Raw genomic sequence first — 16,320 nt, forward strand, 5'->3', positions numbered from 1 at the left:
ATGCCGGGGTCGTCAAGGGTGGTCGCGTCGCCCCCGGCTCGCGTTGCACCCGGCCCCGCGCTCGGGTTGGATGGAGCCCATGACTGACGACCGCACCAAGCCCGAGATCGACGCCCCCGAGGGCCCGGCACCCGACGACCTCGCCGTTCGCGACCTGATCGTCGGCGACGGCGCCGAGGCCAAGCCCGGCGACACCGTCACCGTGCACTACGTCGGTGTCGAGTACACCTCGGGGGAGGAGTTCGACTCGTCGTGGAACCGCGGCGAGAGCATCCAGTTCCCGTTGCGCGGCCTCATCCAGGGCTGGCAGGACGGCATCCCGGGCATGAAGGTCGGCGGACGCCGCGAGCTCGTCATCCCGCCGCACCTCGCGTACGGCCCCGCCGGTGGACACTTCCTCGGCGGCAAGACCCTCATCTTCATCATCGACCTGCTCGCGGTGGGCTGACCCCGCTCCGACGCTCTTCCGGGCGGATGTCGCGCGCAGCGGCATCCGCCCGTCGTCGTTCCGTCACCGCGAATTTACATTCGTGGGAATACGATGTTCGGTGGGCGCGTTGTCGCCCCCCTGTACGCCGGACCCGCCGGACGCCCTACGAGAAGGACGATCATGACCACCACGACTGACATCCCCGGTTACAAGGCAGGCACCTGGGTGCTCGACGCCTCCCACAGCGAGGTGGGCTTCAGCGTTCGCCACATGATGATCTCGAAGGTCCGCGGCACGTTCGCCGTCGCCGAGGCCACCATCGTCGCCCCCGAGAACCCGCTCGACCTGACGCTCGAGGCGAAGGTCGACGTCGCGTCGATCAACACCAAGGACGAGGGCCGCGACGGCCACCTGCGCAGCGCCGACTTCTTCGACGTCGAGACCTACCCGACCATGACCTTCGTCTCGACCGGTGTGCGCGAGCAGGGCGGCGACTTCCTCGTCGACGGCGACCTCACCATCAAGGACGTCACCAAGCCCGTCACCTTCACGGTCGAGTTCGGCGGCTTCGGCACCGACCCGTGGGGCAACTACAAGGCCGGCGCGACCGCCAAGACGGTCATCAACCGCGAAGAGTTCGGCCTGACCTGGAACGCCGCCCTCGAGACCGGTGGCGTGCTCGTCGGCAAGGACGTCACGATCGAGCTCGACCTGCAGGGTTCGATCTCGGCCTGATCGCCCGTATTTCCGAGGGGCGGATGCTGCGGCATCCGCCCCTCGTCGCGTCTCAGGGCGTCGGGTGGGCTGCGTCGTAGGCGCGGAACGCCGGGGCCAGTCGCACGAGCAGGGTGACGAGCCCGATGATGACGAAGCCGCCGAGCAGCGGCGGGAACCACAGCGCGGTGACGGTGGCGAGCGTGCCCGCGTACAGCGCTCCCAGCCGTGGCCCACCGGCCACCACGACGATGAAGAGTCCCTGCAGGCGACCGCGGATGGCGTCGGGGACGGCTGCCTGGACCATCGTGTTGCGGTAGATGGAACTGACGTTGTCGGCGGCGCCCGATCCCGCCAGCGCGAGGGCGGCCAGTGCGATGAGGGCGACGTTCGCGGAGTCCTCGCCGATCCGCTCCGGCGCGAGCACCCCGAAGCTTCCGGCGAGCAGCACCCCGCCGAAGAGGGCGATCGACGCCCCGTACGCGATGATGGCGCGCTCGATGCCACGGCCGTGCAGCGGGTAGCGGGCGATGGGGCCCGAGAACAGGCTCGAGAAGAACGCGCCCACGGCGATCGCGGCGGTCAGCAGTCCGGTCGTGATCGCACCGCCTCCCAGCAGCACGGCGCCGATGGCGGGGAAGAGCGCGGTGGGCTGACCGAACGTCATCGCGATGATGTCGAGGATGAACTGCATCCGGATGTTCTTCGCGCGGCTCACGAACCGCCAGCCGTCGGCGAGCGAGCGCAGACCCGGCCGCACGACGGTTCCCTCGGGACGGATGCTCGGCAGCGACCACAGGCCCAGGAACAGCGCGCTCATGAGCACGAGGTCGATCGTGTACGTCCAGCCGTAGCCCGTGAAGGCGACGAGCAGCCCTGCGGCGGCGGGTCCGACCGACACCATGATCCCCATCGTGATGCCCCCCAACGCGGATGCCGCGGGCAGCAGCTCTCGGGGGATGAGCCGCGGCACGATCGCCTGGCGCGCCGCCATGACGACGGAGTTGGCGGCCGAGTTGACGACGGCGATCGCGTACAGCCACGCCACGGTCTCGTCGCCGGTCCAGGTCAGCACCATCAGCACGGCCGTCGAGGCGAAGGTGATCGTCGCCGCGATCAGGGCGACGCGGCGCCGGTCGAACGCGTCGGCGAGCATGCCGCCGTACAGGCCGGCGATGATCATCGGCACGAGGCCGGCGACGGCGATCATCGCGACGGCGAAGGTCGACGCGGTCAGCTCGTACATGTGAAGCATGATCGCGACGATGGTCAGCTGACCGCCGAGGCCGGCCAGCGTCGAGCCGACCCACATGCGGGCGAACGCGGGAGAGGTGGTGAGCGGCCGCAGATCGATCAGATGGTCTCGTCGCAGGCGCATCAGATGAGCCTAAAGGACTGGTACAGTAGAGCGGTTGCCGTTCGATCGGCCGCGGATAAAGAGAGCTCGCACATCGGGTGACGGGCGCCGCGCAATGAGAAGGAAGGGGATCCCATCTATGGCACTCGAAGCAGACGTCAAGAAGGCGATCATCGAAGAGTACGCGACGCACCCCGGTGACACCGGATCCCCCGAGGTGCAGGTCGCGCTCATGTCGCAGCGCATCAAGGACCTCACCGAGCACCTCAAGATCCACAAGCACGACCACCACTCGCGCCGTGGACTCTTCCTGCTCGTCGGTCAGCGCCGTCGACTGCTCGGCTACCTCCAGGAACTCGACATCCAGCGTTACCGCAAGCTGATCGAGCGCCTCGGTCTGCGCCGCTAAGGAGCACGACCCGCGCACAATCGCGCAAAACATTCTTGCGAAGGCCGTCCCAGGTGTGGGGCGGCCTTCGGCTTTTCCCGGTGACCCGCGACGCGAGAACGCACCCGCCCGCCGAGCGCGTACCGTCGCCGGTGCGTTCTCGGTGAGAGGGTGCGTCCTCGGCGCGGTGGCGCGTCGCGTCAGGCGCGGGCGGCGAGGAGGTCGCCGTGCCAGCGCTCGGCGACGTCGGGATGGGCCCGCAGGCGTGACTTCAGTGCGTTCTCGCCGTGCACGGCGTGGATCGGGTTCGACGGGTCGCGGGTGACGCCGCGCGCCTGGGCGGCGAGCTCGGCGGGCAGGTCGATGAGCGGGAAGCGCGCGTCGAGGGCGGGGTTGAAGAAGAACGGCACCGAGATGCGGTCGTCGGGGTAGCGGGGCGAGACCACGCGGTGGTTCGTCGCGATCAGGTAACCGTCGGTGGCGTGCTCGAGCAGCTCGCCGATGTTGACCACGAAGGCTCCCGGCACCGGCGGCGCGTCGACCCAGGTGCCGTCGCGCTCGACCTGCAGCCCGCCCTTGCCCGGTTCGACCCACAGCAGCGTCAGCGCGCCGGAGTCCTTGTGCGCGCCCACGCCCTGAGCTGGCGTCGGGTCGTCCTTGCCGGGGTAGCGGACGATCTTCAGCAGCGTCTGCGCCTCGCCGAAGTGGTCCTCGAAGTAGGACGCGGGAGCCCCCAGGGCCTCCGCCCAGGCGCGCAGCAGCCGACGTGCGACCTCCGACAGATGGGCCACCCACGCGTCGGTCACCTCGCGCAGCTCGGGCTGGGCCTCGGGCCACAGGTTCGGGCCGATGAGGCGGGCGTAGTCGGGAGCGTCCGCATCGGTCACGGCGGGGCGCTCGGGCCCGATGTCGATCTGCTCGCGCCAGTCGACGCGTCCCTGCGTGCGCTCGCCGCCCACGCGCGTGTACCCCCGGAAGTGTGGGCTGGTCACATTCTCAATCGCCAGCTTGTCGGCCTCGGGCAGCGAGAAGAACTCGCGCGCCACGCGGTGCAGGCGCTCCTCCAGGCCGGCGGGGATGCCGGTGCCGGTGAGGTAGAAGAAGCCGACGTCGTGGGTCGCGGTGCGCAGCTCGTCCTGGAACCGGGCCACGGCCGCTGCGTCGCCGTCGAGCTGCGAGAAGTCGAGAACGGGCAGGGAGAGGTCGCTCATGCAGCGAGGCTACGAGCCGTCGGCGGCATCCGCTCGATTGTTGCGGGGGATGACTCCACCGGGTTCGCGGGGCCGGCGCGATCCCGTCGGGTCGTTGCGGCGGCCCTCGCGTGCCGCGAGCCCCCGGTCGGCGAAGATCCATGCCGGACGCGGCTCGACGAGGGGGCGGAGCAGGCGGCGCACCGGGCGGCTGGCGAGGCCCAGGGCGATGCCGAGCGACGACACGACGACCAGAGGCAGCCACAGCCAGGTGGGCTCGGCGTCGCGCAGGATCCCGGACTCGCGGAACGGGTAGAGCACGAACGAGTGCAGCAGGTAGACGTACATCGTGTACTGGCCGAAGCGGGTCCAGCCGTGCTCGCCCCGCGGCACGAGGGCGAAGAAGGCCGCCGTCAGCACCAGGGCGAGCAGGAGCAGGGCGATGCGGATGCCGCCGGCCCACCACTCGGCGGTTCCGGCGTCGGCATAGCTGGCGTCGTACGAGAGCCACCGCGCGAGGTCGACCTCGCGCCAGGTGTCGACGAAGGCCCAGGCGGCCCAGCCGGCGACCGTGAACGTGGCCACCGCGGCGACGACCGACCAGACGCTGCGTCGCAGCAGGTGGAAGCGTTCGACGATGTCGCGGTCGCGGAGCCACCAGCCGAGGACGAAGAGCGGCAGGAAGCCGAAGGTCCGCGACAGCGACAGCGTGGAGTCGATGTTCGACAGGTATCCCGCTGCGATCGAGATCGCGAAGGCCCACAGCAGCGGCCAGCGCAGCAGGGCGAGGTAGGGGAGTACGAGGCGGAAGATCCCGAGCGCGAGGAGGAACCACAGCGTCCACGACGGCTGCGTGGGATTGGGATTGGCGTGGCCCTCGACGAGGAACTTCGTCAGGGTCCACAGCCCCTCGAAGATGACGTAGGGCGCGACGATGTCGGTGAGGATGCGAGCCATCTGCCGGCGCGAGGGCGGGTCGGACTTGGAGAAGTAGCCCGAGATGATCGCGAACGCCGGCATGTGGAAGGCGTAGATCACGAGGTACATCGCCATGGCGATGTCGGAGTCGTACGTCAGGCGCTGCACGGCGTGGCCGAGCACGACCAGGACGATGCACGCGAAGCGGGCGTTATCCCAGAACGGGACGCGGCGCTTCGGGCGCGCTGCGGTCGTGCCGGCTTCGGGATGCGTCATCGTGGATGACACACTATCCCGCGGGAATACTCCGGGCGTGACGACGTTCCATGGTTTATATTCATTTGCATGAAACGGATGCCGAGGCGTCCGGGAAGGCGGATCGACGTGAACACGCACACGAGCGACAACATCAGCTGGCCGGGGATGCAGTTCGGCATCTTCACCGTGAGCGACATCACGGCCGACCCCACCACCGGTCACACCCCGAGCGAGGCCGAGAAGATCCGTGCCGCGGTGACCATCGCCAAGCACGCGGAGGAGGTCGGACTCGACGTCTACGCGATCGGCGAGCACCACAACCCGCCGTTCTGGTCGTCGTCGCCGACCACCACGCTGGCTTACATCGCGGCTCAGACCGAGCGGCTCATCCTCTCGACAGCCACGACGCTCATCACCACGAACGACCCGGTGAAGATCGCCGAGGACTACGCGATGCTGCAGCACCTCTCGGGCGGCCGCGTCGACCTGATCATGGGGCGCGGTAACACCGGCCCCGTGTACCCCTGGTTCGGCAAGGACATCCGCCAGGGCCTGCCGCTCGCGATCGAGAACTACGCGCTGCTGCACAAGCTGTGGCGCGAGGACGTCGTCGACTGGGAGGGCAAGTTCCGCACGCCGCTGCAGGGCTTCACCTCGACGCCCCGCCCGCTCGACGGTGTCGCCCCCTTCGTCTGGCACGGCTCGATCCGCACGCCCGAGATCGCCGAGCAGGCCGCGTACTACGGCGACGGCTTCTTCGCCAACAACATCTTCTGGCCGAAGGAGCACTACCAGCGCCTGATCGACCTGTACCGCCAGCGCTTCGCGCACTACGGTCACGGCACTCCCGAGCAGGCGATCGTGGGGCTCGGCGGCCAGGTGTTCATGAGCGCCAACTCGCAGGATGCCGTGCGGCACTTCCGCCCGTACTTCGACAACGCGCCGGTCTACGGCCACGGACCCTCGCTGGAAGACTTCAGCGAGATGACGCCGCTCACGGTGGGCTCGCCGCAGCAGGTCATCGACCGCTACGCCGCCATGCGCGAGACGTTCGGCGACTACCAGCGTCAGCTGTTCCTCATCGACCACGCGGGGCTTCCGCTGAAGACGGTGCTCGAGCAGCTCGACATCCTCGGCGGGGAGGTCGTGCCGGTGCTGCGCAAGGAGCTCGCGCAGGGTCGCGGCGCCCAGGTGCCCGATGCCCCGACGCACGCCGCACGCGTCCGCGAGGTGTACGGCGACGGCCCCGCGCGCGAGGCGCGTCCCCGCGCCAACCGCGGTGACAACCTCAGCGGCCCCTCGCCCTACCAGGACGCTCCGGCGCCCGCGGGCTCGGCCTTCGGTGTGGCGGCAGCACGATGAGCGCCCGGCGTATCGCGGTCGTCTCGGCCGGTCTGTCCAACCCGTCCTCGACGCGCATGCTCGCCGACCGGCTCGCCACGGCGACGATCGCCGAGCTGGCGGCATCCGACGTCAGCGCGACGGCCGACGTCATCGAACTGCGGGATCTGGCGCACGACATCACGAACAACCTGCTGACGGGTTTCGCCCCGCCCGCGCTGGAGTCCGCGATCAACTCCGTGGTCTCGGCCGACGCGTTGATCGCCGTGACGCCGATCTTCTCGACGAGCTACTCGGGGCTGTTCAAGTCGTTCATCGATGTGCTCGACCCCGACTCGCTCACCGGCAAGCCCGTGCTCATCGGAGCGAACGCCGGCACGGCACGGCACTCGTTGGCGATCGACTACGCCATCCGTCCGCTGTTCGCGTACCTGCACGCGGCCCCGGTCTCGACCGGTGTGTTCGCCGCCTCGAGCGACTGGGGCAGCAAGGCCGATGACGTCGCGCCGCTGAGCGCCCGCGTCGACCGCGGCGCCCGCGAGCTGGCGGCGGCCATCATCGCCCGGGCGCCGCAGACCGACGCCGACCCGTTCGATCCGTCGACCTACCTCGGTGACGGCAAGTCGTTCGGTCACCTGCTAGGCGGTCTTGCGGGGGAGTGACCCGCGGGCTCAGGCCAGGACGACCTGCGAGAGCGACGTGAGCGGCATCCATTCCGGTGCCCGCAGCGTCGCTCTCGCCACGTCGGCGGCGACCAGCGGTCCGAGGTCGACGCCGGCGAGCTCGCCGATGTCGGCGATCGGCACCTGGAACGTCCGGAATCCGGCGAGGGGCGGCACCGCGGTGCGCACAAGCATCGCGGTCTGATCGAGGACGAAGCCGGCGGCGGCCAGCCGGGGCGACTCGCCGGGATCGGCCGCATTCCAGGCGGCGACCTTCCAGAACCGTCGCGGGATGAGGATGCCGCGATAGACGGGGTCGTCCGAGGCGAGCGCCGGCGCGGTGAAAACGCTCACGCGCCGGCCGTTCGCTTCTGCGTAGGCGAGAACATGGTCCTCCAGTCCCACCCACAGCTCGGGCGACTGGTTGAACGCCGCGGCCTGCGGTGCGGCGTTCGGGTACGCGAAGGTCGCCTCTGTCGCCGCTCGCGCCCGGTCCGGCGCGCCCCAGCCGGGGTCCCGGCGGCGGACGAGGTGGCCCCGGTCGTAGTCGTTGTCGCGGTAGAGCTCGTTGCCGGCCTGCTCGCCAGCGGGCACGCGCGGGTCGAGGTGCCAGTCGCCCGAGCGCGGGACGTCGCGCAGCGACGAGCCGTCGATGTTCACCCCGGTCGAGACGGCGAGACGCCGTGCCGGGTCGAGCAGCACGCTGAAGTGCGGGTAGGCGAGGTCGCGCAGTGGCCGATCGTCGGCGGGCCGGGGAAGCGGAACCGCGCTTCCGAGGAAGTCGGCCGCGTAGCCGTCGCGCGATGTCATGGGTCCTCCGCTGTGGTCGGCCGGACGGGGTCCGGGTCGGCATCGCCCGTGGTTCGCGCGGCGCGGCGCCGCGAGATGCCGGCCGAGAGCGAGTCGACCACGACTCCGAGCGCGAGCGCCACCCCGATCGACGCCAGCACGGCCACCACCGGTGCATCGGGCAAAAGTGCGCCGATCGCGGCACCGATGACCGCCTGGTACGACGCCCACGCCGTCGCCGCGATTGCCGCGATGGGGAGGAAACGCCGCGCCGGAACACGCGTCGCGCCGGCGGTCAGGTTCACCGCGAGGCGTGCGAAGGGGATGAACCGCGCGGTGAAGACCACCGTCGCGGTGCCCTGGGTCAGGCGCCGCCCGGCCCAGTCGAATGCTCGCTGGACGCGGACGTGCCGCATCCAGCGCCACCGTCCCAAGCCGACCCGCCGGCCGACGGCGAAGCAGAGCACGTCGCCGCAGAAGGCCGCGAGAGCCGCGACCCCGATCACCGCCAGGAGCGGCGGCGCACCGGTCGCGGTCGACAGCGCCCCGGCCGCCGTCACGGCGAGCTCGCCGGGAATCACGACGACGATCGAGTCGGCGAGCACGAGCGCGAACACGACGACCAAGGTCCACGGGCCCTCCGACATCGCTGTCAGCAGGTCGGCGGGCACGGCAGCATGCCTATCAGGCGGGGGTGAACGGTGCGGGAACGACGACCGTCAGGCGACCGCGAGGTGACCGGGGACGGAGGACTGCGTGAACACTCCGCGATCGGGGCCGTTCGGCGCTGCTGGGCGTGTCCCGCGGGGGCACCCTGGTCGTGTGAGAGTCGCGGTGGTCACCGAGTCCTTCCTGCCCCACATGAACGGGGTCACCGGTTCCGTGCTCCAGGTGCTCGATCATCTCGAGCGACGTGGACACGAGGCCTTCGTCATCGCCCCCGGCGCCGGCCGTGAGCACCCGCTCGCGATGCCCGGGCGCTCCGTGCCGTCGCTGCCGCTGCCGCGTTACCCGGCGGTCCGGGTCGCCGCACCCCCGGTCGCCTCGATCACCCGCGCTCTGCGCTCCTTCCGCCCCGATGTGATTCACCTCGCGTCGCCGTTCGTCCTCGGGTGGCAGGGCCTGCTCGCCGCGGAGGGGCTGGACGCGCCGAGCGTCGCGGTCTACCAGACCGACGTCGTCGCCTACACCGAGCGCTACGGCCTGCCGCACGCGACCGCGCTCGCCGCCGCGCACGTGCGCCGGCTGCATCGGCGCGCGACCCTCACGCTGGCCCCGTCCGAAGCGGCGCGGGCGCAGCTGGCGGACCTCGGCGTGGATCGGGTCTCGATCTGGGGCCGCGGCGTCGACGGCATCCGATTCGCTCCGCATCGCCGGGACGACAGCTGGCGGGCGCGCATCGTTCCCGGAACGACGCGCGGCGAGGTCATCGTCGGATACGTGGGCCGGCTCGCGCCCGAGAAGCAGGTCGAGGACCTGGCCGCGCTCGCTTCGCTCGAGGGAGTGCGTCTGGTCATCGTCGGAGACGGTCCTGCTCGGCCGGCGCTCGAGCGGCTGCTTCCGGATGCCGTCTTCCTCGGGCACCTGCAGGGCGTCGAGCTGGCGACCGCGATGGCGAGCTTCGACGTGTTCGTGCATCCCGGTGAGAGCGAGACGTTCGGCCAGACGATCCAGGAGGCGCAGGCCAGCGGGGTGCCGGTAGTCGCGACGGGACGCGGCGGTCCGCTCGATCTGGTGCGCAACAGCATCGACGGCTGGCTGTATCGGCCCGGCGACGCCGCGGATCTGCGCGCGCGGGTCGCCGACCTCGCCGGGGATGCCGCCAAGCGCCGAGCCTTCGCCGACGCCGCGCGCTCCGCCGTCGCGGACCGCACGTGGGAGAGCCTCGGTGACGCGCTGCTGTCGCACTACGAGCGCGCGGCCGCGCTGCACGGCATCGACCGTGGTCTGCGCGTCCGGGTGTGGCCGCGCCCCGACCCGGCTCCGGCGAACAGTGCACCGCCGCTCTGGCGTCGGTACGTCGCTCTCGGCGACTCCATCACCGAGGGGCTCTGCGACACCTCACGGGTGCCGGCGGGAGCCTACCGGGGCTGGGCCGACCGGCTCGCGCAGCTGCTGGCGCTCGCCGCCCCGCGTTCCGCCGGCCAGGCGGCAGCGTTCCAGTACGCCAACCTGGCCGTGCGCAGCCGGCGCGTGCGGCACCTCGTCGACGAGCAGGTGCCGGCCTGTCTCGCGTTGCGACCCGACCTCGTGTCGGTGCTCATCGGGGCGAACGACCTCGTGCGTGCGCGGGTCGACGTCGCCGCCGTGGCGGACGAGGTCGAGATCGCCGTCCGGCGTCTGCGCGACTCCGGAGCCGATGTGCTGCTGGGCACCGTCTTCCTGCCGGAGCGGGCGGCGGCGGGCGTGCTCGCGCGCCGGTTCGCCGCCTACAACGCGCGACTGCGTGCGATCGCCGCCGCGACCGGCGCGATCCTGCTCGACCTCGAGGCCGTACCCGAGCTCGGGCGCGTCGAGCTGTGGGCCGACGACAAGGTGCACCTGCGCTCGCGTGGCCACCGACTCGTCGCCTATCGCGCGGCTGAAGCGCTCGGCGTCCCCGATGCCGAGGCGCTCGGTGACCTCGACGAGGCGCTGCACCTCGACGAGGACCCACCGCTCGCCGGAACCTGGCTGCGCCGCGACGCGCTGCCCTGGATGTGGCGCCGGCTGCGCGGTCGCACCGCCGGCGACGGCATCGTGGCTAAGCAGCCGGTGTATCTGCGGATCGGCCCATCGGATCGCCGGCGGTCGTCGTTGTCGCAGTGACCACGCACCGGCGGGCCCGGCACGGGGCTCAGCCGCGCCAGCGGTACTCGGTCTCGGGGCGGCCCGGTGTTCCGTAGCGCTGGGCGCGTTCGGCGCGTCCGCCGTCGGCCAGATGCTCGAGATAGCGCCGCGCCGCGACGCGCGACAGCCCGAGCGAGGCCGCGGCCTCGCGGGCCGAGAGCGCGCCCGCGGACCTCAGGCCGGCGGACACCCGTTCCAGCGTCTCGGGCGCGAGGCCTTTCGGAATGGGCGCCGTCACCGGTCGCAGCGCACCGAGCAGAGCGTCGATCTCTGCCTGCGTCGCCGCCCCCGTCGTCTCGCTCGCCCGTTCGCGGTACCGCGCGTACTGCGTCATCCGCTCCTGGAACATCGCGAACGTGAACGGCTTGACGAGGTAGTGCATGGCCCCGAGGCCGACCGCCTGTCGCACGACGTCGGCGTCGCGCACCGACGTGATCGCGATGACGTCGACGGTGCGCGCCCGAGCCCGCAGGTGGCGCAGCACGTCGAGTCCCGTGCCGTCGGGCATCGTCATGTCGAGGAGGACGAGGTCGATCTCGGGCGCCAGCGGGCCATCGAGCAGCGCGCTGAGCGCCGACCGTGCACCCGAGCATTCGCCGACGACACGGAACCCCTCGAGCCGTTCGACGTAGTGCCGGTGGAGGTCGAGGGTGAGGGCCTCGTCATCGACGAGCAGCACGCCGATCACGGGTCCCTCCGCGGCAGGACGACGCGGAACGTCGTGGGTTCGCGTTCGAGTGCGAGCGAGCCGCCGGCGTCGTCGACGCTCGCCGACACGAGGGCCAGGCCCACCCCGCGCCCGTCCGCGCCGGCCGGCTTGGTCGAGAAGCCGTGCTCGAAGATCCGCCCCTCGAGTTCGGCCGGTACGCCGGCGCCGGAGTCCGACACGGTGATCTCGAGCTCGTCGTCCGTCGTTCGGGTCATCCTCACCTCCACCCAGCGCGGTTCGGGGCCGCTCGCAGCGGCATCCAGGGCATTGTCGATGAGGTTACCCACGACCGACACCGCATCGACGGGGGTGAGGACGGAACGCGGCGCGTCGGGCTCGATGTGCGAGCGCCATCGGATGCCGCGCTCTTTCGCCTGCGACGCCTTGCCCAGCAGCAGCGCGCCCACGGTGGGGTCGCCGTCGCGGCGCGCGGCGACCTGATCGACGAGTACCTGGCTCTGGCGCGACGTCTCGGCCAGGATCTCGATCGCCTCGGCGGTGCGCCCGAGCTCGAGCAGCGCGATGGCCGTGTGCATGCGGTTCCCGTGTTCGTGGGTCTGCGCCCGCAGAGCCTCGCCGAGCGTGCGCAGCGACTCGAACGACGACACCGCGTCGCGGATCGCCCCGGCCGGCAGGTCGCCGGTGACCTGACGGGTGGCGCGGCGGGCGACCACGGCGCCGACGAGGCCGGCGGCCAGCAGAGCCGCGGCGATGCCGGCCACCACAAGCAGCCGGGGACCGAGGGTCGCGGTGATGCTGCCGATCGTCACGCCGACCGACACCCAGCCGACGATCCGATCGCCGCGCTCGACGGGGACGATCGTGCGGACCGACGGGCCGAGTGTGCCGGTGAACTCCTCGGTGAGCGCGACGGGGGCGGCGGGGATCGAGCCGAGATACGGTTCGCCGATGCGCTCCCGGTCGCGGTGCGTGATGCGGATGCCGTCGGGGTCCATGATCGTGACGAAGTCCACGCGCGCATCGACGATGACCTGCTCGACCTGCGGCTGCAGCAGCGCGGACGCATCCGCGGCGTCGGCGGATGCGAGGGCGTCGGCGACCTGAGCGGTGTCGGCGACGGTCTGCGCGACGGCTTGTGTGACGCGTTCGGCCTCGCCCCGCGCCGTGCGCTGTCCGTCGACGATCAGGATGCCGGCGATCGCGAGGCTGAGCACGGCGACGGCGACCGTGACGGCGACGAAGACGAGCGAGGCCGCACTGCGGGTGCGTCTGAGCGCCATCGCGCCTCCCTCTCTCGCCTCGTTGCGGGTGCGCTGCTCGCGCTCCGCGACCAATACGACCACAAATCGGACGCGGAGCAGAACCGGCGCACGCTGAGGGAGACCGACAGAGGCGTCGGCCACGGACAACGACTGTTCACCTGGAGAAGATCATGGCTCTCACATCATCCTTCCGCCTTCCGGGCTACAACTTCCGCCGGGGCAAGCAGGCTTGGGACAAGCACACCTGGCTGTACGTGTCGGTGATCCTCGCCGTCGTGCTCGGCGCCGTCGTCGGTCTGCTGTGGCCGAGCTTCGCGGTCGGGCTCGAGCCGCTCGGCAAGGGCTTCGTCAGCCTGATCAAGATGATGATCGCGCCCATCATCTTCTGCACGATCGTCGTGGGCGTCGGCTCGATCGCCAAGGCCGCGACGGTCGGCCGGATCGGCGGCCTGGCGCTGCTGTACTTCATGGTCATGTCGACCTTCGCGCTCGCGATCGGCCTGGTGGTGGGCAACATCATCCACCCCGGCGAGGGCCTGAACATGCAGAGCGCCACGTACGACGCCGGCACCGCGGCCGAGGCGAAGTCGACCACCGACTTCATCCTCGGCATCATCCCGACGACCTTCTTCTCGGCCTTCACGGGCGAGAGCGTGCTGCAGGTGCTGTTCATCGCGCTGCTGGTCGGGTTCGCACTGCAAGGGCTCGGCAAGAAGGGCGAGCCCATCATGAACGCCGTGAAGTACCTGCAGACGCTCGTCTTCCGCATCCTCGGCATGATCCTGTGGCTCGCACCGATCGGAGCCTTCGGCGCCATCGCCGCGGTGGTCGGCAAGACCGGTGTCGCGGCCATCGTGAGCCTGGGCGTACTGATGATCGCGTTCTACATCACCTGCATCGTCTTCATCGTCGCGGTGCTCGGCAGCATCCTCTACGCCGTCGCGCGGGTCAACATCTTCAGCCTCATGAAGTACCTCGCGCGGGAGTACCTGCTGATCGTCGGCACTTCGTCGAGCGAGTCGGCGCTGCCGCGACTGATCGCGAAGATGGAGCACCTCGGTGTCTCGAAGCCGGTCGTCGGCATCACGGTGCCCACGGGCTACTCGTTCAACCTGGACGGCACCGCGATCTACCTCACGATGGCGTCGCTGTTCATCGCCGCGGGCATGGGCGCACCGATGTCGATCCCGGAGCAGATCGGACTGCTCGTGTTCATGATCATCGCCTCGAAGGGCGCTGCGGGTGTCACCGGTGCAGGTCTGGCGACGCTGGCCGGCGGCCTGCAGGCCTACCGCCCCGACCTCGTCAACGGTGTCGGAGTGATCGTCGGCATCGACCGGTTCATGTCGGAGGGCCGCGCGCTCACCAACTTCACCGGCAACGCCGTCGCGACCGTCCTCATCGGGACCTGGACCCGCGAGTTCGACCGCGAGCAGGCGCGTGCGGTGCTCAGCGGACAGCGCCCCTTCGACGAGTCGACGCTGACGGGACACGGCCACGACGGGATGTCGGACGACACCGGCGCCGTCAACACGCAGGGCCTCGAGGAAGCGGCGCTCACCGAAGCCACCGCCAAGGAGGAGCGCGCCCGCCAGCGCCGCGCGGCCGTGAGTCGCTGAGTCGCAGAGCGGCAGGATCGCTGAGCGGCAGGGTCGCTGAGTCGCAGGGGCGCTGAGCGGCAGGGTCGCTGAGTCGCAGGATCGCTGAGCGGCAGGGTCGCTGAGTCACAGGGTCGCTCAAGCCCGACGGTCGCGGGTCCGAGGAATCGGATACCGCGGCCGTCGGGCGTTGTGCGCGGAGAGTCGGCGTTCGGGATCGAGTTCGGGCGCCGGCTCGCAGGCGTACGAGCCTCGCGGACCATGACTCACGGCCGCGGCAAGCGGTCTCAGAACGGTGGCGGCGAGTCGGCGGGTGCCCGGCCGATTCCCGGTGGCTCGCCCGCCCCCGGCGGATCGGCCGCGGGTGTGAAGGCCACGAGCGGTCGCGGCGCGTCTTCGCGGTAGACCCTTCCGGTGGGCGAGGTCCACACGAGGAGTCCTCCGGTCAGCTGTCTCACGCGCCACCGCGTGTGGTGCTTGACGTCGTGATGGCGTTTGCACAGGTGGGCGAGGTTGCCGACGTGGGTGGGCCCGCCGTCGGATGCCGCGTGCGTGTGGTCGATCTCGCACCGAATGGCGGGCTGTCGGCATCCGGGGAAGCGGCAGTGCCGGTCTCGCGCCCGTAGGAGCCGTCTCATCGCTGCGGTGGGCTGGTAGGCATCGCACTCCAGCACGGTTCCGGTCACGGGATGGGTCAAGAGCCGGTCCCAGGCGGTGTTGTCACCGGCGAGTTCCCGGGCGGTGGCGGCGTCGATGGGGGAGCGGCCGACGAGGTCGGCGGGCCCGTCGTGTTCGCCGGTCAGGGTGAGTGCTGAGACGACGACCTGCACCTTCGCGCGGATCGCGCCGAGCGCACCGTTGCCGTCATCGTCGGCCGTGGGGTCGAGCGAGGGCGCCCCGGCGAGGAGGAGGTCGGCGAACACGTCGGCGCGGACTTGGTCGATGCTGCGGGTATCCGCCGCGAACGACGAGCCGTTGGGCGCGTCCGCGTTCGCGTCGGCTTCAGCGGCCGCGTCGCCCGGGTCCGTGTCGCCCGCTCCCGCTCCCGCCGCGTCCGCGTGAGGGCGGGCGTCGATGATCTCGCGGGCCTGTCGCGTCAACCGGTCGACGACGCCCTCGGCGATCACGGTCGGCAGTGTCGCGATGAGGTCCGACATCCCGTCCGCCCCCGGCTGCACGCGGACGCAGCGCCCCGCGGCGGCCTCCTCGTGCAGCTCGGTGAACGGGCGCGGGTGTAGCCTCTCCGCCAAGTGCACCAGCGCGTCCCGCACCCGGTTGGGTGTCTCACCCTCGCACCGTTCGATGGCGGCCCGCTCGAACTCGCCGCGCACCTCGACCGGCACGACGCACCCGGTGTCTTGGATCACCCGGACATGCCCCCGCGTGATGCGTCCCGCCTCCCAGGCATCCATCGTCGCGGGGTAGTTGTCGACGAGGTCTCGCGCTTCGTCGATCCGCCGCTGCAGCGTCCGGTCCGTCGTGACGAAGACTCCCGCAAGTTCCGCTGCGATGCTCCGCAGTGCCATCTCGCGGGCCTTGACCCTCTCGTCCGCTCCCGCTGCTTGCCGCTCGGCCAGCCGCCCCGCGGCCGCGAGCACGCGCACCTCGCGGATCTGCACGGCGCGCGCGGCATCGGTGACACCCGCGGCGTCGGCAACGAGCTCAGCGAGCGCGGCGACGTCCGCGTCGCTCCCGCTCCCGACCTCATCTTTCGAATGCATGTTCGAATAGTGTCACGAACCTCCGACATCGCCCCCGGCCTGGACACCTGGCCGTGTCGCGCTCCGGTGGTCGCCGGGCCGCGGCTCCGCGACACCGGGGTGCGGGTGGTCGGAGGGTCGGTAGCATGCGGTTCTCATGAGGTGGAATCGGACCGTCAGCGCTCTGCTCTCGATGATGGTGATCGTTGCCGTG

The 16,320-nt window shown here is 70.9% G+C and carries 15 protein-coding genes; 7 read left to right on the forward strand and 8 right to left on the reverse strand.

What is annotated here, in order from left to right:
* Nucleotides 1-79: 79 nt before the first annotated feature.
* Nucleotides 80-448, forward strand: coding sequence for an FKBP-type peptidyl-prolyl cis-trans isomerase (locus JOF37_RS13795; RefSeq protein ID WP_210007340.1), 369 nt, complete (start codon nucleotides 80-82; stop codon nucleotides 446-448).
* Between the two features lie 162 nt (nucleotides 449-610).
* The gene (locus JOF37_RS13800) at nucleotides 611-1,165 is read left to right on the forward strand and encodes a YceI family protein (protein WP_210007341.1); all 555 of its coding nucleotides are present in this window, start codon (nucleotides 611-613) and stop codon (nucleotides 1,163-1,165) included.
* A 52-nt stretch (nucleotides 1,166-1,217) separates the two neighbouring features.
* Here the strand turns inward: JOF37_RS13800 and JOF37_RS13805 are convergent, their stop codons facing one another.
* On the reverse strand, nucleotides 1,218-2,522 hold the full coding sequence (locus JOF37_RS13805; protein ID WP_210007342.1) for an MFS transporter: 1,305 nt from the start codon (nucleotides 2,520-2,522) through the stop codon (nucleotides 1,218-1,220).
* Nucleotides 2,523-2,640: 118 nt separating this feature from the next.
* On the opposite strand from JOF37_RS13805, the gene rpsO reads away from it, so the two are divergent.
* On the forward strand, nucleotides 2,641-2,910 hold the full coding sequence (gene rpsO, locus JOF37_RS13810) for a 30S ribosomal protein S15 (protein ID WP_210007343.1): 270 nt from the start codon (nucleotides 2,641-2,643) through the stop codon (nucleotides 2,908-2,910).
* A 179-nt stretch (nucleotides 2,911-3,089) separates the two neighbouring features.
* On the opposite strand, the gene JOF37_RS13815 is transcribed toward rpsO, so the two are convergent.
* Nucleotides 3,090-4,100 carry an isopenicillin N synthase family dioxygenase gene (locus tag JOF37_RS13815; RefSeq protein WP_210007344.1) on the reverse strand — a complete coding sequence of 337 codons (1,011 nt, stop codon included), beginning with the start codon at nucleotides 4,098-4,100 and terminating at the stop codon, nucleotides 3,090-3,092.
* A gap of 9 nt (nucleotides 4,101-4,109) precedes the next feature.
* Nucleotides 4,110-5,273: an acyltransferase family protein gene (locus tag JOF37_RS13820; protein ID WP_210007345.1), complete on the reverse strand. Its 1,164-nt coding sequence runs from the start codon at nucleotides 5,271-5,273 to the stop codon at nucleotides 4,110-4,112.
* Nucleotides 5,274-5,420: 147 nt separating this feature from the next.
* Between JOF37_RS13820 and JOF37_RS13825 the strand changes: the two genes are divergently transcribed.
* Together JOF37_RS13825 and JOF37_RS13830 are read left to right on the forward strand one after the other, a co-directional pair.
* Entirely contained in the window at nucleotides 5,421-6,617 is a 1,197-nt protein-coding gene (locus JOF37_RS13825) for an LLM class flavin-dependent oxidoreductase (protein WP_210007827.1), read from the forward strand.
* On the forward strand, nucleotides 6,614-7,258 hold the full coding sequence (locus JOF37_RS13830) for an FMN reductase (RefSeq protein ID WP_210007346.1): 645 nt from the start codon (nucleotides 6,614-6,616) through the stop codon (nucleotides 7,256-7,258). The genes JOF37_RS13825 and JOF37_RS13830 overlap by 4 nt, the downstream gene beginning before the upstream one ends.
* A 9-nt stretch (nucleotides 7,259-7,267) precedes the next feature.
* Here JOF37_RS13830 and JOF37_RS13835 read toward each other — a convergent pair whose 3' ends face one another.
* Both JOF37_RS13835 and JOF37_RS13840 read right to left on the reverse strand, forming a co-directional pair.
* On the reverse strand, nucleotides 7,268-8,068 hold the full coding sequence (locus JOF37_RS13835) for a DNA/RNA non-specific endonuclease (RefSeq protein ID WP_210007347.1): 801 nt from the start codon (nucleotides 8,066-8,068) through the stop codon (nucleotides 7,268-7,270).
* Complete coding sequence (locus JOF37_RS13840; protein WP_210007348.1) at nucleotides 8,065-8,718, reverse strand: DedA family protein; 654 nt, start codon at nucleotides 8,716-8,718, stop codon at nucleotides 8,065-8,067. Before JOF37_RS13840 ends, JOF37_RS13835 begins: the two co-directional genes overlap by 4 nt.
* Before the next feature lie 151 nt (nucleotides 8,719-8,869).
* On the opposite strand from JOF37_RS13840, the gene JOF37_RS13845 reads away from it, so the two are divergent.
* A complete protein-coding gene (locus JOF37_RS13845; protein WP_210007349.1) occupies nucleotides 8,870-10,855 on the forward strand; it encodes a glycosyltransferase in 1,986 nt (661 codons plus the stop codon).
* Between the two features lie 28 nt (nucleotides 10,856-10,883).
* On the opposite strand, the gene JOF37_RS13850 is transcribed toward JOF37_RS13845, so the two are convergent.
* Both JOF37_RS13850 and JOF37_RS13855 read right to left on the reverse strand, forming a co-directional pair.
* Nucleotides 10,884-11,564 (reverse strand): response regulator, encoded by a 681-nt coding sequence (locus JOF37_RS13850; protein WP_210007350.1) that lies wholly within the window; start codon nucleotides 11,562-11,564, stop codon nucleotides 10,884-10,886.
* Nucleotides 11,561-12,826 (reverse strand): sensor histidine kinase, encoded by a 1,266-nt coding sequence (locus JOF37_RS13855; RefSeq protein WP_210007351.1) that lies wholly within the window; start codon nucleotides 12,824-12,826, stop codon nucleotides 11,561-11,563. Before JOF37_RS13855 ends, JOF37_RS13850 begins: the two co-directional genes overlap by 4 nt.
* A 152-nt stretch (nucleotides 12,827-12,978) precedes the next feature.
* Between JOF37_RS13855 and JOF37_RS13860 the strand changes: the two genes are divergently transcribed.
* On the forward strand, nucleotides 12,979-14,427 hold the full coding sequence (locus JOF37_RS13860; RefSeq protein ID WP_210007352.1) for a cation:dicarboxylate symporter family transporter: 1,449 nt from the start codon (nucleotides 12,979-12,981) through the stop codon (nucleotides 14,425-14,427).
* 266 nt (nucleotides 14,428-14,693) lie between these two features.
* Here the strand turns inward: JOF37_RS13860 and JOF37_RS13865 are convergent, their stop codons facing one another.
* Nucleotides 14,694-16,127 (reverse strand): HNH endonuclease signature motif containing protein, encoded by a 1,434-nt coding sequence (locus JOF37_RS13865; RefSeq protein ID WP_210007353.1) that lies wholly within the window; start codon nucleotides 16,125-16,127, stop codon nucleotides 14,694-14,696.
* Nucleotides 16,128-16,320 lie beyond the last annotated feature (193 nt).

This window comes from Microbacterium imperiale, assembly GCF_017876655.1.
In the GTDB taxonomy this organism is placed as follows: domain Bacteria; phylum Actinomycetota; class Actinomycetes; order Actinomycetales; family Microbacteriaceae; genus Microbacterium; species Microbacterium imperiale.

Bases quoted from the DNA above. Each gene is read 5' to 3' on its own strand.
- JOF37_RS13795 (WP_210007340.1), top strand. From the start codon at position 80: ATGACTGACGACCGCACCAAGCCCGAGATCGACGCCCCCGAGGGCCCG.
- JOF37_RS13825 (WP_210007827.1), top strand. From the start codon at position 5,421: ATGCAGTTCGGCATCTTCACCGTGAGCGACATCACGGCCGACCCCACC.
- rpsO (WP_210007343.1), top strand. From the start codon at position 2,641: ATGGCACTCGAAGCAGACGTCAAGAAGGCGATCATCGAAGAGTACGCG.
- JOF37_RS13835 (WP_210007347.1), bottom strand. From the start codon at position 8,068: ATGACATCGCGCGACGGCTACGCGGCCGACTTCCTCGGAAGCGCGGTT.
- JOF37_RS13805 (WP_210007342.1), bottom strand. From the start codon at position 2,522: ATGCGCCTGCGACGAGACCATCTGATCGATCTGCGGCCGCTCACCACC.
- JOF37_RS13830 (WP_210007346.1), top strand. From the start codon at position 6,614: ATGAGCGCCCGGCGTATCGCGGTCGTCTCGGCCGGTCTGTCCAACCCG.
- JOF37_RS13800 (WP_210007341.1), top strand. From the start codon at position 611: ATGACCACCACGACTGACATCCCCGGTTACAAGGCAGGCACCTGGGTG.
- JOF37_RS13815 (WP_210007344.1), bottom strand. From the start codon at position 4,100: ATGAGCGACCTCTCCCTGCCCGTTCTCGACTTCTCGCAGCTCGACGGC.
- JOF37_RS13865 (WP_210007353.1), bottom strand. From the start codon at position 16,127: ATGCATTCGAAAGATGAGGTCGGGAGCGGGAGCGACGCGGACGTCGCC.
- JOF37_RS13820 (WP_210007345.1), bottom strand. From the start codon at position 5,273: ATGACGCATCCCGAAGCCGGCACGACCGCAGCGCGCCCGAAGCGCCGC.
- JOF37_RS13855 (WP_210007351.1), bottom strand. From the start codon at position 12,826: ATGGCGCTCAGACGCACCCGCAGTGCGGCCTCGCTCGTCTTCGTCGCC.
- JOF37_RS13860 (WP_210007352.1), top strand. From the start codon at position 12,979: ATGGCTCTCACATCATCCTTCCGCCTTCCGGGCTACAACTTCCGCCGG.